Genomic DNA, 21907 nt, shown 5'->3' with positions numbered 1-21907 from the left:
TTCCCGCGGCAAACATCAAACGTCTAACCTTTAAGCATGGCTTCAACTCCCCCGACTCCCCACGCAACGGAAGCAACAACTGTCCCGGCCAGCGGCGGTACGGTCGCGCCGAAATCCCGGGTGGTCGCCGTCGTCGGGATCGTCGCCGTCATCCTGATCGGCCTGAACCTGCGCGCCGGCATCACAAGCGCGGCGGCGCTGTTCCACGATTTGCAGGCATTCCTCGGCTACGGGGCACTCGTCGCGTCGATTCTTCCGTCCATCCCGTTGCTGTGCTTCGCCGTCGCAGGGCTGGGCACCTCGTGGCTCTCGCGCCGGATCGGCGTCGAGAAGTCGATCTTCGTCGCGCTGGCCATGCTGGCAGCCGGGCTCCTGGTCCGCAGCATCCCGGCGACCGGCGCCCTCCTCGCCGGAACGGTTCTGGCGATGTCCGGCCTGGCGGTGTGCAACGTGGCCATGCCGTCGTACATCCGCGAGCACTATGCGAGCAAGACGTCCATGATGACCGGCCTCTACACCTTCACAATGTCCGGCGGTGCCACCTTCGCAGCCGCGGTCAGCGTGCCCCTGGCCCAGCAACTCGGTTCGCCGTCGATGGGCCTGGCGGCGTGGGGACTCCTGGGCGTCGCGGCGCTTCTTGGCTTCCTCCCCATGGTCCTCCACACACACCGCACTTCACGCAAGGCCAACCAGGAGCACGTTTCCATGTGGCCGCTGCTGCGCACCCGGCTGGGATTCCTCATCACCTCCGTCTTCACCTTGCAGGGCCTCCTGGCCTATGCCGTGATGAGTTGGTTTGCCTACATCCTGACGACCCAAGGTCTCAGCGCCTCCGAGAGCGGCCTCCAGTTCGGGCTCATGCAGCTGGTTTCGGTGGCCGCCGGCATGATCCTCCTCGCGATCGGCTCGCGCCCCGGCATGATGCGGCCTGCCCTGTACCTGGGTAGCGGGACCACCCTCCTGGCAATCCCCGCAATGCTGTTGCTCCCGACGTCCTTCGCATCGATTCCCGCCGTCATGTTCGGTTTCGGCTTGGGCATCTTCCCGCTGGTCCTGGTGATCATTAGCCGCAGCGGGCGTACGACGGCGGAAACCACCGCCATGTCCACCGTCGCCCAGTCCGTGGGGTACTTGATCGCGGCGCTGGGACCGTTCGGCATGGGCCTGCTCCACAGTGCCACCGGTGCTTGGACCCTCCCCCTGTTGCTCCTCGCCGCGGTGGCCCTGACCCTCATGGTGAGCTGCCACCAGCTCACCAGCAAGCGGACCGCGATCAAGGCCGGACCGAGGTCCGTGGCATGAGCCTGACACCTTCGCACCGGCCTGCCTTGGCCGAGGAAGTCACCAATCAACTGCGAGGCATGATCCAGACAGGAGAGTGGCCCCTGCAGGAGAAGATCCCCGCCGAGCCCGAGCTCATGGCCTCGCTTGGAGTCTCGCGCGGGACGCTCCGCGAAGCCATCAAAGCCTTGGCGCACAGTGGCATGTTGGAGGTTCGCCGCGGTGACGGCACTTACGTCCGGGCGACCAGCGAGATCTCGGGCGCAGCCCAACGAATGTACAAGGAACACACCCAGGAGCACGTGGTCGAAGTCAGGGTGGGGCTCGACACCCAGGCCGCCCGACTGGCCACGAAGCACGCCACGGCCGAGGACATCGCCGCCATGCGGGCCCTCCTCCAAGCACGCCACGACGCGTGGCTCGCAGCCGACTATCCCGCCTGGGCCCGGGCCGATTGGGAGTTCCACGAACGGGTGGCCCTGGCTTCGGGCAACCCGTTGCTGCACCAGTTGTATGTGTCTTTCGGCGGGGTTTTCCACGACGATCTCCTGCGCCAACAACGCAATGCCGGTTTCAACGGCGTCCCCCACGAGGGTCATGACGAGCTCGCCGACGCCATCGAGGCACGCGACGAGGCCGCCGCCGTCGCGAGCGTGTACCGCAACCTGGACTTCGCCGCGGAACGGATCAACAGCTGACCCCCGCTCACCTATATCAGCCTTTCCCCCAACGCCCGCTCACCTCTAGTGAGCGAGCGTCCGCCGGAAATGCCCCAAAGGTGAGCTAGCGTCCGCAGTGGCCTGGCATTTAGGCCGGAGCAGCGCTCGTCAGCTCGACGCCGGCATCGGCTGCCTCGCGGAAGCGTGCGTCGATGAGCACGACGTCGCGGCCGACACGATGCAGCAGGCTTGCGGCGACGCTGGCCCGGTAGCCGGAGGTGCAATGCACCCAGATCCTGGCAGCCGGCAATTCGTCCAGCCGGAGCAAAAGCTCATGCAGTGGAACATTCACTGCCTTGGACACATGGGAGGCAGAATATTCCTCGGTACGGCGTACGTCCAGCACCGTTTCGCCCGGGGCCCGGTCCCGTACCAGCCCCGCCCAGTCGGTGATCGGATACTGCACCAAAGAAGCTCCTGGTGCCAGGGCCCCGGGATCCTCGCCGAGAGCGGCGTCCGGGGAGTCGAAGCCGATCCTTGCGAGGTCGCGGATGGCCTTCTTTACGTCGTCATGGGCGCCCAGCAGGGTCAGCGGCTGCTTCCATGGCAGGACCCAACCGAGGTAGCTTGTGAAGCTCGATCCCGTTCTGTATTCAAAGGCCACGCTGCCGCGCAGGTGGTTTGCGGCGAATGCGACCCGGTTGCGCAGGTCCACCACCCATTCCCCTGCCTCGAGCCTGCGCTCGAGCTCCGCGGGTTGCACCGATTCCGGCACGTCGAGCGTCGCGGGGCCCGGTCCCAGGGCGTTGAGCGGGCTCATGTGCGCGTAGTAGCTCGGGTACGCCGTGATATTCGCCAGGAGGTGCCTCACGAAATGGTCTTCGTCCGGGTCGGTGAGCGCATGGTTGGTGGCGGCCTGCTCCCCGATCGTCGATGCGGGGATCCTGCTCGCTGGGCCGATGGAGCAGAATGAACCGAAGCCATGGGTTGGATACAGGATCGCGTCCGGTGCTGCCTCAGCCACAAGCCGCCGGACCGAGGCGTACTGGTCATGGGCCAGTCCTGCGGTGTCCTCCGGGGCAATCAAATCGGTCCGGCCCACCGAGCCGTAGAGCAGGCTGCCCCCGGAGAACACAGCTTGCCGGACGCCGGTGCCGGCGTCGGGGTCCGAAACCACATAGGCCAGATGAGTGTGCGTATGGCCTGGGGTGGCCACCGGCTTGACGGAAAGTCGGCCTACCTTGAACGCCTCCCCTGGGGCAACCGGATCATGTTCAAACAAAACGTTGTCCGCGGCATTCACCAAGTAGCGGGCGTTGTGGTGCCGGGCAAGGATGAGGCCACCAGTGAGGTAGTCGTTGTGGAGGTGGGTCTCAGCGACATGGGTGATGGTCACACCGGCGTTTCGCGCTGCCGTTTCGACGCGGTCGGTATCGCGCTGGGGGTCGATGACGAGCGCCGTCGTGCCGTCATGAACGAGGTAGCTGCGGTCCCCCAATTGGGTCGTTTCGACGACGACGACGTCCATGCGCAGAGTCTAACCCCGATAACAAGCAACGCGGGGTCACTTAGCGCCCATTCCGATGCTCCGGATGGGCGCTAAGTGACCCCGCGTTGTAGAACCTAGACCTGTGCGGCCACGCCGTCGCGGGAAATGTCCACCATGTCCTCACGCGGCACCACCTTGATGCGTTCGCGCTGTATCTCGACGCCGTGGGAGGTACCGGCCTCGGACGCGGCGGCACCCAAAGCACGCTCGTGGGCGTCCAAAGCCAGCCAGCCTTCCCAGCTGGTGAACTTCACGCCGCGGGCGTCCAGGAGTTCGACGACGGCGTCCGCCTCGGGAACGGCGGCCAGGGGCAGGTTTTCGCGGTCTTCCAGGAGGTGAGTGACTGTCTCCAGGGCGTCACCCTTGGTGTGGCCGATCAAGCCGACGGGGCCACGCTTGATCCAACCCGTGGCGTACAAGCCCGGAACGTGCTCGCCGGAAGCGTCCAGTACGCGGCCGCCGTCGTTCGCTACGACCCCGCGCCGGTGGTCGAACTCGACGTCCGGCAGCGCGGAACCGAAGTAGCCGATCGCGCGGTAAACGGCCTGGACCGGGTAGTCGACGATCTCGCCGGTACCGCGCGCATTGCCGGTCCCGTCCAGCTCGGTGCGCTCGAACTTGATCGCGGCAACCTTGCCGGGGGTCTCTGCCGAATCCACGATCTCCACCGGGCTGTGCAGGAAGTGCAGGTGCAGCCGTCGGGAGGCCTTGAGTTCGGAGAGGTCCTCGGGCTGCTCGGCGATCCAGTTGGTGAGGGTACCCACCATGGTCTTGGTCTGGTTGTTGGTCTGGATCTGGCGGTCCGACTCTTCGTCGAACTCGAAGTCCTCGGGGTAGAGGATGATGTCCACGTCCTTGGAGTGTGACAGCTCGCGGAGCTCCAGCGGGGTGAACTTCACCTGTGCCGGTCCGCGGCGGCCGAAGACGTGCACGTCGGTGACCGGGGAAGCCTTGAGGCCCGCGTAGACGTTGTCCGGAATTTCGGTGACCAGGAGGTCGTCGGCGTGCTTGGAGAGGATACGGGCAACGTCGAGTGCCACGTTGCCGTTGCCGAGCACGGCCACTGAGGTGGCTTCGAGCGGCCATTCGCGGGAAACGTCGGGGTGGCCGTCGTACCAGGAGACGAAGTCCGCGCCGCCGAAAGAGCCTTCAAGCTCGATGCCCGGGATGTTCAGGTCGGCGTCCTTGATGGCGCCGGTGGCGAAGATGACAGCGTCGTAGTGCGTGCGCAGGTCTTCGATGGAGATGTCAGTGCCGTAGTCCACGTTGCCGAAGAAGCGGATGTCGCCGCGGTCCAGGACCTTGTGCAGGGCGTTCACGATGCCCTTGATGCGGGGGTGGTCCGGGGCAACGCCGTAACGGATCAGGCCGTAGGGGGCCGGGTAGCGGTCGAAGAGGTCGATGCTGACAGTCAGCTCGCCGCTCTTGACGGCCTCGCTCTTGGTCAGGATGTCCGCGGCGTAGACGCCGGCCGGGCCGGAGCCGACGACGGCGACGCGCAGCGGACGTGCAGCGGTTCCTACGGTGGTGCTAGATGACACGGCTGTGTTCCTTTTCAGTGTGCTTCCCAACTGGCTCGCAATTGTTGTCGTTTTGAGGGCTCATAACGACACCTAATGCGAGCTAGTTGGGTGAGGGGCTAAGGGGTAACGACGCGGGGCTTGTTAGGGGTCAGGGTGCTGTAGTCAGCGGTCTTGAAATGCTCGGGGGCGAACGGGCTGACACGCACCACATCGCCGATCACAATCACTGCGGGATTTGCGACCCCGGTGGCATCGGCTTGGTCTGCAATGGTTGCCAAAGTGCCGATCGTGACGCGCTGTTCGGGCATGTAGCCGTTCTCTACGATACCTACTGGCGTGTCGAGGGGCATTCCGGAGGCCGCAAGGGCAGCGGCGGATTCGCGGAGTTTGGCGACACCCATGAGCAGGATCACGGTGTGGTCAGGACGGGCCGGGACCTCGGAAAGTTCCTCGTGGCCGGTCACCACGCTGAAGCCCTTGGCAAGTCCGCGGTGCGTCACGGGAATCCCCGCGGCCGCGGGCACGGAGATCGCCGATGTGACACCGGGAACCACTTCAACTTCGACGCCGTTCTGCCGGCAGAATTCCGCTTCCTCGCCGCCGCGGCCCAGGACGTAGGGGTCGCCGCCTTTGAGCCGGACCACACGGTGGCCGGCCAGGGCTTCCTCGACGAGGATCCGGTTGATCTCCAGTTGCGGCACGGGGTGGTGGCCGGGGGTCTTGCCGACCTCGATCACGCGGACGTCCGGAGCAAGTTCGTGCAGCAAGTCGCGCGGCCCGAGTCGGTCTGCGACGACGACGTCGGCCTGGCCAAGGAGGCGGCGGCCGCGGACCGTGATGAGCCCGGAGTCGCCGGGACCGCCACCTACGAGGGCGACACTTCCGGTCGAGGCACGACGACGGCGGAGCGGCAGGTCTCCCGTCTCAAGTGCGGTGGAAACTGCGTCGCGCAAGGCCATGGCACGGCGGGGGTCTCCCCCGGCGTTGATGGCGATCTTCACGTCGTCCACTACGGCGACGGCTGGCGTCCACGCCGCCGAGGATTCGTGGTCGGAGGCGTTGACGCACCAGATGCGCTGCGCCTCGGCGTCGGCGGCTACCTGGGCGTCCACAGCGGCGACGCCGGTGGCGGTCTGGACGAACCAGACGCCGTCGACGTCGGAGGAAAGATAAGTGCGCGGCTTCCAGGTGAGCAGGCCGGAGGCGGCGAGTTCGCGGAGCGCGTCAGAGGCAAGCGGCGCGACCACGGTCACCCGGGCGCCGGCGTCGAGCAGTCCCTTGGCGCGTCGCGCAGCCACCGGTCCGCCGCCCACTACCAGCACCGGGCGGCCGAGCAGCCGCAGCGCTGTGGGGTAGATGTCCTGTATTGCCATGAAAAAACTGTAGGGCCGGGCCGTAACATGCTTCAAAGGTCCGGAAACACCAGTTCACGCTAGGTAACCCGGCGTCACATAGTGGCTGACGCTGTGCCGCCTACTTCACGGCGATGAGTTCGATCAGCTTAAGGTCCGGGTCCTTCCCGAGCAGTGCAGGACCGTGCTCGCCAAGTGCGGCGGGGATGGCGCCGTTGAGGTGGGCCTGCCGGTCTTCCTCGGTGTCGAAAGTGTCGAAGATGCCGAAGGTGTTTTCGCTGACGCGAAAGGCGTACCACGTCCGGGTTCCGGGTTCGTTGAGCACAATCTCGCGCCCCCCGTTGAGGAAATTCCAGACCTCCTCCTCCTTCCCCGCTTTGGCTTCGAGCAATGCCAGCACTCCAAATTTTGGCGCCACGGCTGTCTCCTTGGAATTGGGAATGATCGGCCGTATACCGGCTGATAGCCGTGAGTGTAGGCCCGTACTTGGGGCCGGACAAGGAGTCTGAGGGAAGGAACAGTTCCGGGGCTGGCCTGCGTCACATTACGCTTGCGCCGTGGGCGCCTCCCAGCCGATCGCCGGAGCGACGTATTTGGCGATGTTGCCCAGCAGCTTGACGTTATATTCCACCCCGAGTTGGTTGGGCACGGTAATCAGCACCGTGTCCGCGGCCTGGACCGCGGCGTCCTGCGCGAGTTCCTCGGCCAAGGCATCCGGTGGTCCGACGTAGCTCTTGCCGAACCGCGACAGGGCACCGTCGAGCATGCCCACTTGGTCGCGGTTCTCCACCTGCGCGCGGAGCCCGAAATAGTGTTCGTCCTCGGCGTCCACCACGGGAATGATGCTGCGGCTGACCGAGACACGCGGCTCAAAACCGTGTCCGGCTGCAGCCCATTCCTCCCGGAACATGCTGATCTGTTCGGACTGGAGCTGGTCGAAGGGAACCCCGGTGTCTTCGGTGAGCAGGGTGGAGCTCATGAGGTTCATGCCTTGTTCCGCGGCCCAGACGGCGGTCTTTCGGGTGCCGGCGCCCCACCAGATGCGCCGCGGCAGCCCGGACGACGTCGGCTGGATCGGCAGGAGGCCGCGGCCACCGCCCATGAAGGAGGGATCGGCTTCGGCCACGCCATGGCCCGCGATGGCATGCCGGAATACGGCGGTGTGGCGGCGGGCCATCGCGGCGTCGTCCTCACCTTCGGCAGGGGCGTAGCCGAAGTACCGCGCGCCGTGCAGGGCCGGCTCGGGTGAACCACGGCTGATGCCCAACTGGAGCCTGCCTTGGCTGATGAGATCCGTGGCCGCTGCCTCCTCGGCCATATACAGGGGGTTTTCGTAGCGCATGTCGATCACGCCCGTACCTATCTCGATCCGGCTGGTCCGGGCCGCGATGGCAGCCAATAGCGGGAACGGCGAGGCTTGCTGGCGCGCAAAGTGGTGCACGCGGAAGAAGGCTCCGTTGATGCCGAGTTCCTCGGCCGCCACCGCAAGGTCGATCCCCTGGAGCAAGGCGTCGCCGGCCGAAGGAGTGCGCGAGCCTTGGACAGGTCCCCAATGGCCGAAGGAAAGAAAACCGATTCGTTTCATGCCCGCGTCAACCACGGGGCGAGCCGGGGAATTCCTTAGCGCGTGCTCCCCGCCAGCAACCCGCGGCGCAGCAGGAGGCGGCGCTCGATCGGGGCGAAGACGACGAGCTCGATCAGGATGCCCACAAACAGGATCGCCAGGATCGCGGACATGACCGTGGCCATGTCGGACAAGGTGCGTCCCTGGTCCAGGAGCGAACCGAGTCCGAAGCCGATGGTGCCGCCCACCGCGATGATTTCGGCGGCCATGAGGGAACGCCAGGAGAACGCCCAGCCCTGCTTGAGCCCGCCAAGGTACCCGGGAAGGGCCGCCGGCAGGACGATCTGCAAGGCCATCTGCAGACGCGAGGCGCCAAGGACCTTGCCGACGCTCCGGTATTGCGGCGGAATCTGGTCCACGCCGGAAATCAATCCGTTGATGATGGACGGGATGGCACCCATCAGGACGACAAAGTACACAGTGCCGTCCGAGAGCCCGAACCAGATGATGGCAGCCGGAACCCACGCCACCGACGGGAGCACCTGGAGCCCGGAAATGAGCGGTCCGAAGGCCCGGCGCAGGGGCTGCACCTGAGCAAGGACCAGGCCCACCGGAGTAGCCACAGCGACGCTGATGAGGAAGCCGATCACGCCGCGCTGAAGGGAGGTCCAGATGGCTTCCTGGGCTTTGCCTTCGGCCCAAAGAGCACCGAACTGGCCCAGGACGTCAAGCGGTCCGGGAACCTGGTCGCGACGCTTGAAACCGAGGGAGACGTAGAACTGCCACGCGAGGATGAGCACCAGGAGCGCCGCGATCGGGAGGATGATCCGGGTCCAGTCGATGCGCGCCTTGCGGTGGGCATCCGATTGCAACTTATCCAGGCCTGCTTCAAGGTCCCGGAGTTCGTCCGGGTTTCCCTTCAAGGACGGCGAGGTGATGTGGCGGGACTGCGGAGCTCGCTCGACAGTCTCACCCTCGACGAGTCGGGTCTCTTGTTCAATTGGCATGGCGGCGGATCTCCTCGCGCAGGCGGCGGGTAATGGTTCCAGTCAGCTCCCCGGCACGGCCGGCGTCGGTCCGGTGCTCCTCGGTGACGTTCCACTCGGCCACGACCCGTCCAGGACGGGAGGACAGCAGCAGGACCCGCTGGCCGAGCCTGACGGCTTCGCGCACGTTGTGCGTCACGAACACGATGGTGCGCCCGGTTTCCTTCCAGATCCGCTCGAGTTCGTCGTGCAGAAGGTCACGGGTGATGGCGTCGAGGGCAGCGAACGGTTCGTCCATGAGCAACAGCTGCCGGTCCTGGGCCAAAGCGCGGGCCAGCGCAACGCGTTGCCGCATGCCGCCCGAGAGCTCGTGCGGGCGCTTGTCCCCCGCGCCACCCAAATGGACGAGGTCCAGCAACTCGCCGGCACGGGCAGCCCGCGATGCTTTGCTCAGGCCGCCGGACTTGTCGGCGAGCTTGAGCGCGAGTTCGATGTTGCCGCGGGCAGTGAGCCAGGGGAACAGCGCTGAATCCTGGAACATGAAGGCGGCACCGTCGCTGGGCACCTCCAGGGCGCCCGACGTCGGCTGGTCCAGTCCCGCGAGGATGTTCAGCAGGGTGGATTTGCCGCAGCCGGACGCACCGAGCAGGGCGACGAACTCGCCTTGCTCGATGGTGGCGTTGACGTCGTCCAGCACCGGGGCGCCGTCGCCGAAGCGTTTACCCAGGTGTTCCAGTACGACTGGCATGGTCCCGTCCTTCGTTCGTTGCTTGCTTCGTTGTTGAATTCCCAACTGACTCGCAGTTGTTGTCGTTATGAGGCCTCAAAACGACAAGTACTGCGAGTCAGTTGGGGCTTGGCGGTTCAGTCTTGGCCCAGTCCTGCGGCCGAGGTCTTCTGCCCGCTCACGCTGTTGAGGGCGCGGAGGTCGAAGATGCCGTTGATGTCGGCCGGTTTGGTGATGCCGGCGTCGACGCCGTCCTGGAGGAGCTTCTTGTAGGTTCCCGCGAGCGGGTCCACGGTGAAGGTGATGTTCTTCAGCGAGCGGTCGATGACGTCGGCCGGGAGCGTGCTGCCCGCGGTCGCCTTCAGCGCGGCGTTGATGGCGCTGGCCTTGTCGGCGGCGGAGGCGGTGTTGAGCCAGTTGACGGACGCTTCGTGGCCCTGGAGCAGCGCGGTCACTGTCTGCGGGTGGTCGGCGGCGAACTTCTTGCTCACGATCAGGATGGTGGTAGGGAATTGGCCCTTATCCCACAGGTCCTTCTCGTCCACGAGGACCTTGCCTCCGGCCTGGAGCACCAGGCGTGAGGCCCAGGGCTCGGGCAGCCACGCGCCGTCGAGCTTTCCGTCCTGGAAGAGCTTGAGGGTCTGGGCGTTGTCGGTCGGGTTGATGGCGACGTCGCCCCCGCCGTTAGGGTTGCTCTTCAGGCCCTGCTTGCCGAGCCAGGCGCGCAGTGCCACGTCCTGGGTCCCGCCGAGCTGCGGTGAGGCGAGGGTCTTGCCCTTGAGGTCCGCGGCGGAGTTGATGCCGGGCTTGACCACCAACTGGGCGCCGCCGGAGGCTGCGCCGGCGATGATGTTGATGGACGCGCCCTTGCTCTGGACGAAGGAGTTGATGGCCGGGTTCGGGCCAAGGTAGGCGGCGTCGATCGCGCCGGCGTTCAGGGCCTCAACGGCGGCCGGTCCGGCGTTGAAGATCTGGGTGGTGAGCTTGGTGCTGCCCAGCTTGCCGGCGATGATGCCCTTGCTCACCCCGACAAGTGCGGGGGCGTGGGTGACGTTGCCGAAGTAGCCGAGCCGGAGTTCGGCGGCGGGCGTCGTTGCCGCCGCGGCCTGGGTTTCGTTGTTCTTCGCGACAACCGATGCGACGGCGGCGCCGGCACCGATCAGCAGGACGAGTCCGACGGCGATGCCGATCTCGAGCGTGCGGCGGCGCTTGGGCTTGTTGCTCTCGCCGGCGACGATGCGCGTGGTTCCCGGGTTCGAGGCGGGCGGTGTGGGTTCTGGGGTGTTTGACATGGGGGAATCCTTGGGATGCGTTGCGGAAGGGGCAGGGCGTTTGTCAGGCCCTGCGACATCGCCCCGGGAGGGCAGGCAAGGACCAATCCGATGAGGTCATGGATTCACCATAGGGACTGTCATATTTGCCGTTCAATGACCCGGAAACCCGGGGTCACGCACGTTCACGCGGCGTCACAATTGGGGTGTCTCCGGCGCAAAAAACCGCAGCTTGTTTCCCATCCCCGGCCTTGAAGGCGGGGTTTGGGAAACAAGCTGCGGTTCCAGTAGCCAAGAACGTCAGATGACGTAACGTTCGTCCTCGTGGTCGCCCGGGTGGTCCTTCACCAGGCCGGCGGCCAGGGTGTTGCCGTCAACGGGGTCGATCACCAGGAACGCACCCGTCCGGCGGTGGTGCAGGTAGTTCTCCAACGGCAAGGGCGCGGCCAGTCGAAGCTGGGCGTTGCCGATGTCGTTCAGCTCAAGGCTGGAGGCAGCCTCCACATTGAACGTGGCCAGATCCAGCTTGCCCGTCACATTACGGACGAGCGCCTGGACGGTACGGGTACCGTGCTTCACGAGGACCTTGGCACCCTCGCGCAGCGGCTTGGGCGAAAGCCAGCACAGCGCCGCGTACAGATCGGCCGAGCTCTCGCGCACGGTCCCCGCGGCAGCAATGGTGTCACCGCGGGCGATGTCGATTTCATCGGCCAGGCGGATCGCCACGGACTGCGGAGCACTGGCCTCGGCCAGCTCGCTGCCGGCGAAGTCGATCCCCGTCACAGTGGTGATCCGGGGCTCGTGGCCCGGGCTCAGGACGGTGACCTTGTCGCCGAGCTTCACGGTCCCCTCCGTGATCTGGCCGGCGTAGGCACGGTAGTCGCGGTACGCCCCGATGTCGAGCCCTGCAGCGACGGCGTCGGGAGCCAGCGCGCCCTGCGGGCGGATGACCAGCTGGACGGGGAAGCGGAAGCTCTCCAGGTGGCTTTCGAGCTCGTCGGCGGCCGGAAGGGTTTCGAGCACCTCGAGCAGGGCCGGACCGCTGTACCAAGGGGTACGGTCCGAGCGGTCCACCACGTTGTCGCCGTCGAGCGCCGATACCGGGATGACCGCGACGTCGGCAATACCATCGCTGCCCAAGCCAAGCTCGCGGGCAACCTTCTGCACGTCCGTCTCGATCTCGCGGAAGACCGACTCGCTGAAGTCCACGAGGTCGATCTTGTTCACGGCGACGATCACGTGCGCCACGCGGAGCAACTGCAGCACCGACAGGTGGCGGCGGGTCTGCTCCAGGACTCCCTTGCGGGCGTCAATGAGTACGACGACGGCGTCCGCAGTGGACGCGCCCGTCACCGTGTTCTTGGTGTACTGCACGTGGCCGGGGCAGTCCGCGAGGATGAAGCTGCGGCGGTCGGTGGCAAAGTAGCGGTAGGCGACATCGATGGTGATGCCCTGTTCCCGCTCGGCACGAAGGCCGTCGGTCAGGAGGGCGAGGTCGATCGCCTGGCTGCCGGTGGCACCGGCTCCGCCAAAGCCACGGTCCGCTGAGGTGCGGGCAACGGCGTCGAGCTGGTCAGCAAGGATCGCCTTGGAATCGTGCAACAGGCGGCCCACCAGGGTGGACTTGCCGTCGTCGACCGATCCAGCCGTCGCGAAGCGGAACAGAGTAGATTCGCGCAGGCCGGTCTCCAGGAGTGAAGTCTCAGTGCTCATTAGAAGTAGCCGTCCTTCTTGCGGTCTTCCATGGCTGCCTCGGAGATGCGGTCATCTGCACGGGTGGCGCCACGTTCGGTAAGTGTGGATGCGGCAACTTCGACAACGACGTCGGCAACCGTGCGGGCGTCGGAAAGAACGGCGCCGGTGCAGGACATGTCCCCCACAGTGCGGTACCGCACGAGCTTCGTGATGACTTCCTCATGGGGTTTCGGCATGGAAACCTCGCCGACCGCACGCCACATGCCGTCGCGTTCGTAAACCTCGCGCTCGTGGGCGTAGTACAGGCCGGGCAGCTCAATGCCTTCGCGCTCGATGTAGCGCCACACGTCCAGCTCGGTCCAGTTGCTGATGGGGAACGCGCGGACGTGCTGGCCCACGGTGTGGCGGCCGTTGTACAGGTTCCACAATTCGGGGCGCTGGTTGCGGGGGTCCCACTGGCCGAACTCGTCCCGCAGGCTCAGGATGCGTTCCTTGGCACGGGCCTTGTCCTCGTCGCGGCGGCCGCCGCCGAAAACGGCGTCGAACTTGTTCCGCTGGATCGCATCCAGCAGCGGCACCGTCTGCAGCGGGTTGCGGGTACCGTCGGCACGCTCGGCAAGTTCGCCACGGTCGATGAACTCCTGCACGGAGCCGACCACAAGCTTCAGGCCCAGGCGCTCCACCGTGCGGTCACGGAAGTCGATGACCTCAGGGAAGTTGTGTCCCGTGTCCACGTGCAACACGGGAAACGGAACCTTGCCAGGCCAGAACGCCTTCGTGGCAAGGTGCAGCATCACCACGGAGTCCTTGCCGCCGGAGAACAACAACGCAGGCTTCTCGAACTCGGCGACAACCTCACGGATGATGTGGATGGCCTCGGATTCCAACGTGTCCAAAGACGAAAGGCGAGCCGACCGCAGCGCCGGAGCGGCAGTCGGCGTCTCCACAAGGTCCTTTTCCAGCACTGACAGCTCCGTGTCCTCGTTGGTGATTTGGGTACTCATACGTGTAGTCCGCATTCTGTCTTGTCGGTTCCTGCCCAGCGGCCCGAGCGGGGGTCCGCTCCCGGGGCCACTTTCCGGGTGCAGGGCTGGCATCCGATGGACGGGTAGCCCTGGCTCAGGAGGGGGTTGACGGGAAGGATGTTGTCTTCGGAGTACTGGACCAACTGGTCAAAGCTCCAGTCGGCCATCGGGTTGACCTTGACCAGGCCGTTGGCCTCGTCCCACGTGATCAGCGGAGTGTTGGTCCGGGTGGGAGCCTCGTCGCGGCGGACACCGGTGAACCACACTTCGTAGCCGGCGAGCGTGCGGCGCAAGGGCTGGACCTTGCGGAGTGCACAGCACTGGGCGGCGTCGCGGGCAAACAGGTCTTTGCCAAGAAGGCGGTCCTGCTGCTCTACGGTGTTCTCGGGAAGCACATCCACGATGTTCACCCGCAGGTTCGCGGCGACTTCGTCCCTCGTGGCGTGGGTCTCCGGGAAGTGGTAGCCGGTCTCCAGGAACAGGACGTCGACGCCGGGAAACTGGTCCGCGACAAGGGCCGGCAGCACGGCATCGGCCATGGAGCAGGCCACGGCGACGGCAGGCAGTTCGAAGTTGCGGGCCACCCAGGCGATGACGTCACGGGCGGGCGCGTTCCAGCCGAGCTCCGCGGCACCGGATTCGGCCAGGGCCTTGAGTTCGTCGTGGGAGCGGAGGGAGGTGCTGGTGGTCACTGGAGGTCTCCTTCATCTGCGGAGTGTGCCCATTCGGCGAAGGTCTGGCCTTCGGCGCGGTCGGCCACGAACTTCCGGACTACCCGCTCGACGTAATCGGGCAGGTCCTCGACGTAGACCTTGAGGCCGCGCACGGTGCGTCCGAGGCCTGCTTCTTCGCGGCTGGACGAAGCCAGCCCGCCGCCCAAGTGAACCTGGAAACCCGGGGTGGGGTCGCCGTCGGGCGTTGGCAACATCATGCCCTTGAGCCCGATGTCCGCGGTCTGGATGCGGGCGCAGGAGTTGGGGCAGCCGTTGATGTGCAGGGACAGTGCTTGCGGCAACTGACCGCTGTCCGCGAGGTCGGCCAGGCGGCGTTCCAGCTCGGCGACGGCAGTGGCCGCCGTGACCTTCGTTTCCACGATGGCGAGCTTGCAGAACTCGATACCGGTGCACGCGATGGTGCCGCGGCGGAAGACGGACGGGCGGGCGGAGAGGCCCAGGGTGTCCAGTTCAGCCACGAGCGGCTCAACCTGCTCCTTGGCGACATCCAGCACAACGATCTTCTGGTGCGGGGTGGTACGGAGGCGGAACGAGCCGCGGGCTTCGAGGGTGTCCGCGAGCTTCACGAGCTGGCCGCCGGACAAGCGGCCGGCCAGCGGTGTGGCGCCGATGAAGAACTTGCCGTCCTTCTGCTCGTGGATGCCGACGTGGTCGCCCGGAGTTGAAGGCTTCGGGGCTGCGGGGCCGTCGGAAAGCTTGAAGCCGAGGTACTCGTCCTCGAGGATCTGGCGGAACTTCTCGGGCCCCCAGTCGGCCATGAGGAACTTCAGGCGAGCCTTGGTGCGCATGCGGCGGTAACCGTAGTCGCGGAAGATGCTGGTGACGCCGAGCCACACTTCGGCGGCTTCTTCGGGCTTCACGAACGCGCCGAGCCGCTTGGCGAGCATCGGGTTGGTGGAGAGCGCGCCGCCCACCCAAAGGTCATAGCCGACGCCGAGTTCGGGGTGGACCATGCCGACCAGGCCGAAGTCGTTGATCTCGTGGACAACGTCCTGCGAGGGGTGGCCGGTGATGGCGGTCTTGTACTTGCGCGGCAGGTTGGCGAGTTCCGGGTCGCCGATGAACCGCTCCGCGAGTTCGTTGATCAGCGGCGTCGGATCGATGATCTCGTCCTTGGCGATGCCGGCAACCGGGGAACCGAGGATGACGCGCGGCACGTCGCCGCAAGCCTCGGTGGTGGACAGGCCGACGGATTCGAGGCGGCGCCAGATCTCCGGCACGTCCTCAACCCGGATCCAGTGCAGCTGGATGTTCTGGCGGTCGGTCAGGTCGGCGCTGCCGCGGGCAAAGTCCACGGAGATCTGGCCGATGACTCGCAGCTGCTCGGTGGTGAGCGCACCGCCGTCGATCCTCACGCGGAGCATGAAGTACTTGTCCTCGAGCTCGTGCGGCTCGAGCGTGGCGGTCTTGCCGCCGTCGATCCCGGGCTTGCGCTGGGTGTACAGGCCCCACCAGCGGAAACGGCCGTGCAGGTCCGTGCCATCGATCGAGTCGAAGCCGTGCTTGGAGTAGACAGACTCGATACGCTCACGGACGTTGAGCCCGCTGTCTTCCTGCTTCCAGGTTTCGTTGGCGTTGAGCGGCGCGGTGCCGTCAACCTTCCACTGGCCGTGGGGTTTCGCGGCAGGACGGGCGGTGCGGGCCGGGCGCTTGGGTGCAGCCTCGTCCGCAGACGCTCCGGCTAGAGCTGTATCAGTCATGCATCGACTGTAGGGCTGGCCAGATTTCTCCAACAACGACACAGAAACGAAGAGTCACCTAGGGAAACATTTCGTCACGAACCGCCGTCGGGCCTTGTTCACCCGGCCGTGCTGTGCATTCGAAAAACCCGCTCAGGAGCTGGCAGCAACCACCGCGTCGTAGCGCTCCAGGGCGATCTCCGCGAGGACCGGAGAGGGCAGCAGCGGTGCCGTCACGACGTCGGCCCCGGCCTTGGACAGCTGGTCGTGGAAGTAGCCCGTGGCCAGCAGGTACGAGGACACCACCACCCGGCCCGCTGCCCCGTCTTCCGCTTCCGCGAGTTCCGCGCGCAAGGCCGCGACGCCGTCGGGCACGTTCGGCTCGGCACTGGCGCCATAGGCGACGCGAACCTTGTTCGGCAGCAGCCCGGCGAGCTGGCGCGCCTGCTCTTCCGAATCGACGGAACCGTCCGGCAGCGACGAGCCCGCGGCGGCCAGCAGGACGCCGTCGTCGTCGCCCAGTCCCGAGTCGCGCAACCGTGCGGCGAGCAGCTCCGCAAGCCGCGGATCCGGCCCCAGCGGCGGCGCCGCGGACACTTCCGGACGGGACTTGATCGCCTTCGGGATGTCCACCTTGACGTGGTAGCCGGTACTGAGCAGCAAGGGAACGACGACGGCGGGCGTGCCTTCCGGGAGGCCGGCCACCACGCCGGACAGCTCCGGTTCCTGGACGTCCACGTAGGCCTCAACGACGGTCAAGCCGGGCCGCAAGGCCTCGATCTCCGCCATGACCTGGCGGATGGCGGCTTGCCCTTCGACGTTCCGGGTTCCGTGGGCGCACGCGATCAAGACGGGGCTGTTCATGCGTGCAAGCGTAACGTTGGGCGAGCATGATCGCCCGTCTGTGAACGAAGAACGGAGCTGCATTTGTTCACTTTTGACCTTGCGCTGGTATGGCTGGATCTGGCCGGCGTCTTCTTTTTCGCCGTGTCTGGATCCTTGCTCGCGGCCAGGAAGCAGTTCGACATCATCGGCTCAGTTCTCTTGGCGTCGCTCGTGGCCTTGGGTGGCGGTGTCATCCGCGACATCATCATCAACGCCGGCCCGCCCGCGGCGTTCACCAACCCGGTATACCTGGTGCCGCCCCTGTTGGCCGCGATCCTGGTGTACTTCCTGTTTTCGAGCATCCAGCGCTTCACGTCCCTTTTGACCCTGTTCGACGCCGGCGGGCTGGCCCTGTTCTGCATTACGGGCACGCTCAAGGCGCTGGCCGCAGGGATGAATCCAGTGGCCGCAATCCTCCTGGGCGTCACCACGGCCGTGGGCGGCGGCTTGCTCCGGGACATCACGGCGAACGAAATTCCAACGCTTTTCAATGCCCGGGATCTCTACGCCCTGCCGGCCTTCACGGGAGCCGCGCTGACGGCCTTGCTCTGGAACATAGGGACCTTCAACGGGGTGACGGCGGGGGTCATTGCCGCCTGGGTTTTCGCCTTCCGGGTGGTGGCTTGGCGTCGCGGTTGGCGGGTGCCCTTGGCGGTCCGGGGATGGCACCGCGCCGGGGTCTCTGCGGGCGCCGATTCACGCGGCCGGGATTAGCTAGGATGGGAGCATGACTGACATGTTCCTCGAGAAGTTCCGCGCGCTTGTACCGAAGTATCTCGAGGACGAATGGCAGGAAGAAGACGGGCTGTCCGCCTCCGAGCTGGACGAAGCCCTGTCAGCCCACTCGTTCACCATTCCCATGGTGCTTCGCGAGTTCTACCTCGCGCTCGGTGGCTGCGAGGACCTCATGGAGGCCTACCACTACTTCTGGGACCCGGAAGAGCTCGAAGTGGACGACGAAGGCTTCCTCATGTTCCTGGAGGACGAGGATGAGCAATTCACCTGGGGCTTCCGCGTAGGCGACCTCGGCGTCCCGGATCCCATCGTCTGGCGTCGCAACAACGCCCGCGGCCAGTGGAAATCCGAAGAAGGCACGTTCTCCGAGTTCGTGTTCGACATGTTCGACTGGGCTTTCAGCGACGAAGACTAGGGGCTGCTGGGGATTTTCCAGCGGGGGCGGAGCTTTCTCCCCACCTTTGGGCTGTATTTAGCTCTCGACCCCCTTGTTTCCGGGCTGTTCTTCTGTGGGTCTGGCCTGCGCCTAGCCAAAACCGGGGAGTTTCAGCGGCTTTTTTGGCGTAGGGCCCGGAGAACCTCGGCAAGCACGGTTTCTGGTTGATACACAATCTGCGAATAGTCGTATCTAAGAACCAGAAAGCCTTTCACAGTTCCTGCGTTATTGCGTCGCCGATCCTTCTTGACTTGCCGAGGCTGCAGGTGGCTCTCCCCGTCCACCTCCACGATCAGCCTGCCCTCGAGCAAGAAATCCACAATGCCTATTCCGGGCAATTCGACCTGCGTCTCGGTACGGATCCCTGCTTGCCGGAAAAGTATCCGCGCCACAACCTCAATTGGAGAATCGGCCGAACCGTCGACAAGCGAGAGCACCTTTCTGGCGGCCCCGTTCCGGTTGCCGGGTAGCCTCTCACGGAGGTAATCAAGATTGGTCCGGCCTTGGAGGAGAGCACTTTCCACCATGATGGCAGCCTCAATTTCAGGCAGGCACCGGAGCGAATGCAGCAGCGTGTCTGTCAGGCTGGCCACGGGACGGATGTGGCCAGTCTCCAAAACGGACTCACGGTGGACTACAAAATGCTTGGCATTGCCGTGCCTGCACAGCAAATGGAGGGTCCGGGGTTCATGTAAGACCCAGATTCCGTGGTGCCGGGCGCCGGATGCGCAGGTGAGCAGTCCGTTCGCGCTGAGGGCTGCGACGACGTCCTCTTGTGCGACGGGCAAGGCCAGCACACCCCGGCGTCGCCGCGCGATCTCGCCTCCGGCAACCGCTGCCCGGATGGCACGGTCGGAGAAGCCCGCCTGCTTCACCGTGGATGTTCTGGCAGCGGTGCCTGCGTGATTCAGGAAGCCAACGAGGTCCATAGGGCCACTCCAGCAGGGTGGCGTTGACACCGAAAGGTGAAAGCTTCGCTATGTGGATAAGCGTGCCGGCGCCGAAACTCCCCGGTTTTGAGCGAGCTGCCGGAATTCCGACGCCGAGAATTCAGGCCTCGGGGGCCAAGAGGCCATCAAAGGTGGGGGATTTGCGCCGCAGAAGTCCCTACAAACTCCGAAAAACTCTTTGACCAAGAAAGTTGCACCCGTGACAAAGTTGTCATAGGCTGTAACCGGATTCACTAAATGCCTCCGGTGAGTCTGATGCGAACGGAGATTATGGTCCCGGTTCGTTGCAACGCGAGACTCGTGGCGTTGCAAGGAACCGGGGCCATTGCATTTAAGCCCGCCCCCGCCCGACTGGCTACGGGGGTGGTCCCAGCTAGCTAGCGCGCTCCACCACGGCGTGGGCGAAGTTGGTCAGCGACTCCTTGACCACGCCCTCGGGGAGCGGCTTCAAGGCTTCAATGGCTTCCGCGGACCACTGGCGCGCAATCACCCAGGATTCGGCGGTGACAGGGTGCTCGCGCAACCCGGCGACGGCCCGGGCCAGGGCTTCGTCGGAGGACAAATCGCCGTCCACCAGCTTCAAGAGTTCGACGGCGGACTGGTCACCATTGTCGGCGGCCTTGCGAAGCAGGAGGACAGGCAGAGTGGGTACGCCTTCGCGGAGATCCGTACCCGGTGACTTGCCGGATTTGACCTTGACTCCGGTGACGTCGATGACATCGTCGGCCAGCTGGAAGGCCACGCCCACCTTCTCGCCGTATTCCACCAGCACGTCCTCGAAGGCTTCGTCGGCGCCGGCGAAGATGGCACCGAGCTGGCCCGAAGCTGCAACGAGGGAACCGGTCTTGTCGGCGATGACGGAGAGGTAGTGCTCCACCGCGTCCTCGCCTTCACGCGGGCCCACGGTTTCGTGCAACTGCCCGAGGCACAGGCGTTCGAAGGTGCGGGCCTGGATTCCCAGGGCACGCGAACCGAGTTCGGACACCAGGATCGAGGCACGCGCGAAGATCAGGTCGCCTGTGAGGATCGCCACTGAGTTGCCCCAGACTTCGTGGGCCGTGGGGGCACCGCGGCGGTAGGGCGCGGAGTCCATCACGTCGTCGTGATAAAGGGTTGCGAGGTGGGTCAGTTCAACCACGACGGCGGCCTGGACCACTTCCGGACGGGAGGCGTCGCCGAGGTGGGCGCACAGGAGGGTCAACAGCGGGCGGATGCGCTTGCCGCCGGCTTCCACCAGGTGACGCGACGTTGCGTCAGCCAGGGGGTCCGAGTTGGCAATTGCTTCGCGGAGCTTCTTTTCCACGCGGGCAAGGTTCGTGGTGATGGCGGGACCCAGTTCCACGTCCTTGGCGATCGCCGCAAAACCGGCAGGAAGCTGCAGGCCAGTGGCGATCGCGGTAGTGGTGGGAGCGGGTTCGACAGCGTCCGGCAGGCCGTGCCCGGCATGCGTCCAACTGTGTTCGGCAGAGTGAGTCACGGGTTAACCCTAACTTTTCGCGGAGGAAAGCGTTGATTCGGTGCCGACGCTGGTGGAAGCGGCGGTGGATGTGGTGTTGGAGGTGGCCGGGACCAGCATCTCGAGGACGCGGATGGTGCGGTCCTCGAAACCCTTGGCGGACGCATCCGTGAGGTTGGCGAGCATCCGCACCACAAAGCGCATCAGCACCGGGATGGGCATGCCTGTCCGCAGCGCGAGTTTCATGACGGCGGGCTTGCCGATGAGGGCAGCAAAGACGCGGCCCAGGGTGAAGTGAGAACCCCATTGGTCCCGCACGTAGTCCGCGTACCGCGAAAGGTGCGCATCGGCGGCCCTGTAAGCCTCCGTCCCGGAACCCCACCCGGCTGAACGGGAACGCGAGGACGGGTCGATGATGAACTCGGCCGCGAAGCGGGCGGACTCCATGGCGTAGGAAATGCCCTCGCCGTTGAACGGTGAAACCATGCCGCCGGCGTCGCCCAGGAGCATGAGCCCCGGCGAGTAGTGCGGGGTGCGGTTGAAGCCCATCGGCAGGGCGGCGCCGCGGATCTCCCCTACCTGGTTTTCAGGTGTGAAGCCCCATTCGGAGGGCATGCCGGCGGTCCATTCGCGCAGGACCTGTTTGTAGTCGAGCTTGCCGAATTCCTTGGAAGAGTTCAGGATTCCGAGGCCGACGTTGGACGTGCCATCGCCGACGCCGAACACCCAACCGTAGCCGGGCAGCGGCTTGCCGGACTTGCCGGGGAGCTCGAGCCAGCCTTCCATCCAGTCGTCGTCGTGGCGGGGCGAGGTGAAGTAGGTGCGGACGGCGACGCCGAGCGGGCGGTCGTCGCGCTTGTGCATGCCGAGCGAAACGGCCGTCCGTGTCGAGTTGCCGTCTGCGGCCAGCACGACGTCGGCATGGAAGTCGCGCGTTTCGCCCGTCTTGCGTCCGGACTCGTCGAGCAACGCGGCGCGGGCGCCGATCACCCGTCCGGCGTCGTCGCGCAAGGCTTCGGTGACGCTGTGGCGTTCAAGCACGACGGCGCCCGCCGACTGGGCGTGCCGGGCCAGCTCCTCGTCGAATCCGAGGCGCGTCCGGATGAGTCCGTACGTGGGAAAATCGGCGACCTCGGGCCACGGCAATTCAATGGTGCGGCCGCCGGCGATGAGCCTGAGGCCTTTGTTGCGGCGCCACCCCTCATCCTCGGCGTGCGGGAGGCCAAGCTTCTGGATTTCGCGGACGGCGCGGGGAGTGAGGCCGTCGCCGCAGACTTTCTCCCGCGGGAAGGCGGTTTTTTCCAGAACCGTCACGGATATACCCGCCTGGGCAAGGTAGTACGCGGCGGTGGACCCGGCTGGCCCTGCGCCGACTATCAGTACGTTCACAGCGTCCTTGT

General features: G+C 65.6%; 20 protein-coding genes. 4 read left to right on the top strand and 16 right to left on the bottom strand.

Features of this window, described 5'->3' with window-relative positions:
• Nucleotides 1-36: 36 nt before the first annotated feature.
• Both AB0323_RS04460 and AB0323_RS04455 read left to right on the top strand, forming a co-directional pair.
• The gene (locus AB0323_RS04460; protein ID WP_366176294.1) at nucleotides 37-1302 is read left to right on the top strand and encodes an MFS transporter; all 1266 of its coding nucleotides are present in this window, start codon (nucleotides 37-39) and stop codon (nucleotides 1300-1302) included.
• Nucleotides 1299-1979, top strand: a complete 681-nt coding sequence (locus tag AB0323_RS04455) for a FadR/GntR family transcriptional regulator (protein WP_366176293.1) — start codon at nucleotides 1299-1301, stop codon at nucleotides 1977-1979. Before AB0323_RS04460 ends, AB0323_RS04455 begins: the two co-directional genes overlap by 4 nt.
• Nucleotides 1980-2088: 109 nt before the next feature.
• Here AB0323_RS04455 and AB0323_RS04450 read toward each other — a convergent pair whose 3' ends face one another.
• From AB0323_RS04450 to AB0323_RS04390, 13 genes are all read right to left on the bottom strand, one after another.
• On the bottom strand, nucleotides 2089-3468 hold the full coding sequence (locus tag AB0323_RS04450) for an MBL fold metallo-hydrolase (RefSeq protein ID WP_366176292.1): 1380 nt from the start codon (nucleotides 3466-3468) through the stop codon (nucleotides 2089-2091).
• Nucleotides 3469-3563: 95 nt separating this feature from the next.
• The gene (locus AB0323_RS04445; RefSeq protein ID WP_366176291.1) at nucleotides 3564-5030 is read right to left on the bottom strand and encodes an FAD-dependent oxidoreductase; all 1467 of its coding nucleotides are present in this window, start codon (nucleotides 5028-5030) and stop codon (nucleotides 3564-3566) included.
• Nucleotides 5031-5128: 98 nt separating this feature from the next.
• Nucleotides 5129-6385, bottom strand: coding sequence for a uroporphyrinogen-III C-methyltransferase (gene cobA / locus AB0323_RS04440; RefSeq protein ID WP_366176290.1), 1257 nt, complete (start codon nucleotides 6383-6385; stop codon nucleotides 5129-5131).
• A 100-nt stretch (nucleotides 6386-6485) separates the two neighbouring features.
• Nucleotides 6486-6782 carry an antibiotic biosynthesis monooxygenase gene (locus tag AB0323_RS04435; RefSeq protein WP_366176289.1) on the bottom strand — a complete coding sequence of 99 codons (297 nt, stop codon included), beginning with the start codon at nucleotides 6780-6782 and terminating at the stop codon, nucleotides 6486-6488.
• Nucleotides 6783-6908: 126 nt separating this feature from the next.
• Nucleotides 6909-7949 carry an LLM class flavin-dependent oxidoreductase gene (locus tag AB0323_RS04430; protein ID WP_366176288.1) on the bottom strand — a complete coding sequence of 347 codons (1041 nt, stop codon included), beginning with the start codon at nucleotides 7947-7949 and terminating at the stop codon, nucleotides 6909-6911.
• 35 nt (nucleotides 7950-7984) lie between these two features.
• Entirely contained in the window at nucleotides 7985-8935 is a 951-nt protein-coding gene (locus AB0323_RS04425; protein ID WP_366176287.1) for an ABC transporter permease, read from the bottom strand.
• Entirely contained in the window at nucleotides 8925-9662 is a 738-nt protein-coding gene (locus AB0323_RS04420) for an ABC transporter ATP-binding protein (protein ID WP_284984902.1), read from the bottom strand. Before AB0323_RS04420 ends, AB0323_RS04425 begins: the two co-directional genes overlap by 11 nt.
• 116 nt (nucleotides 9663-9778) lie before the next feature.
• Entirely contained in the window at nucleotides 9779-10933 is a 1155-nt protein-coding gene (locus AB0323_RS04415) for an ABC transporter substrate-binding protein (RefSeq protein ID WP_366176286.1), read from the bottom strand.
• Nucleotides 10934-11212: 279 nt separating this feature from the next.
• On the bottom strand, nucleotides 11213-12625 hold the full coding sequence (locus tag AB0323_RS04410; RefSeq protein WP_366176285.1) for a GTP-binding protein: 1413 nt from the start codon (nucleotides 12623-12625) through the stop codon (nucleotides 11213-11215).
• Nucleotides 12625-13611, bottom strand: coding sequence for a sulfate adenylyltransferase subunit CysD (gene cysD, locus AB0323_RS04405; protein ID WP_366176284.1), 987 nt, complete (start codon nucleotides 13609-13611; stop codon nucleotides 12625-12627). The genes AB0323_RS04410 and cysD overlap by 1 nt, the downstream gene beginning before the upstream one ends.
• The gene (locus tag AB0323_RS04400; RefSeq protein ID WP_366176283.1) at nucleotides 13608-14324 is read right to left on the bottom strand and encodes a phosphoadenylyl-sulfate reductase; all 717 of its coding nucleotides are present in this window, start codon (nucleotides 14322-14324) and stop codon (nucleotides 13608-13610) included. The genes cysD and AB0323_RS04400 overlap by 4 nt, the downstream gene beginning before the upstream one ends.
• The gene (locus AB0323_RS04395; protein WP_364535376.1) at nucleotides 14321-16066 is read right to left on the bottom strand and encodes a nitrite/sulfite reductase; all 1746 of its coding nucleotides are present in this window, start codon (nucleotides 16064-16066) and stop codon (nucleotides 14321-14323) included. Before AB0323_RS04395 ends, AB0323_RS04400 begins: the two co-directional genes overlap by 4 nt.
• Before the next feature lie 132 nt (nucleotides 16067-16198).
• Nucleotides 16199-16909, bottom strand: a complete 711-nt coding sequence (locus AB0323_RS04390) for a sirohydrochlorin chelatase (protein WP_366176282.1) — start codon at nucleotides 16907-16909, stop codon at nucleotides 16199-16201.
• A 63-nt stretch (nucleotides 16910-16972) separates the two neighbouring features.
• On the opposite strand from AB0323_RS04390, the gene AB0323_RS04385 reads away from it, so the two are divergent.
• Both AB0323_RS04385 and AB0323_RS04380 read left to right on the top strand, forming a co-directional pair.
• On the top strand, nucleotides 16973-17644 hold the full coding sequence (locus tag AB0323_RS04385; RefSeq protein ID WP_366176281.1) for a trimeric intracellular cation channel family protein: 672 nt from the start codon (nucleotides 16973-16975) through the stop codon (nucleotides 17642-17644).
• Between the two features lie 13 nt (nucleotides 17645-17657).
• Nucleotides 17658-18080, top strand: coding sequence for a hypothetical protein (locus AB0323_RS04380; RefSeq protein ID WP_364535385.1), 423 nt, complete (start codon nucleotides 17658-17660; stop codon nucleotides 18078-18080).
• A gap of 131 nt (nucleotides 18081-18211) precedes the next feature.
• Here AB0323_RS04380 and AB0323_RS04375 read toward each other — a convergent pair whose 3' ends face one another.
• From AB0323_RS04375 to AB0323_RS04365, 3 genes are all read right to left on the bottom strand, one after another.
• A complete protein-coding gene (locus AB0323_RS04375) occupies nucleotides 18212-19030 on the bottom strand; it encodes a DUF559 domain-containing protein (RefSeq protein WP_366176280.1) in 819 nt (272 codons plus the stop codon).
• Nucleotides 19031-19424: 394 nt separating this feature from the next.
• Nucleotides 19425-20528 (bottom strand): polyprenyl synthetase family protein, encoded by a 1104-nt coding sequence (locus AB0323_RS04370; protein WP_366176279.1) that lies wholly within the window; start codon nucleotides 20526-20528, stop codon nucleotides 19425-19427.
• Nucleotides 20529-20537: 9 nt separating this feature from the next.
• Nucleotides 20538-21896 carry a geranylgeranyl reductase family protein gene (locus AB0323_RS04365; RefSeq protein ID WP_366176278.1) on the bottom strand — a complete coding sequence of 453 codons (1359 nt, stop codon included), beginning with the start codon at nucleotides 21894-21896 and terminating at the stop codon, nucleotides 20538-20540.
• Nucleotides 21897-21907: the final 11 nt, after the last annotated feature.

Source organism: Arthrobacter sp. NPDC080031, assembly GCF_040702485.1.
GTDB lineage: Bacteria > Actinomycetota > Actinomycetes > Actinomycetales > Micrococcaceae > Arthrobacter.
Note: the sequence above shows the minus strand (reverse complement) of the source record. Positions and strands in the feature narration are given on the sequence as shown.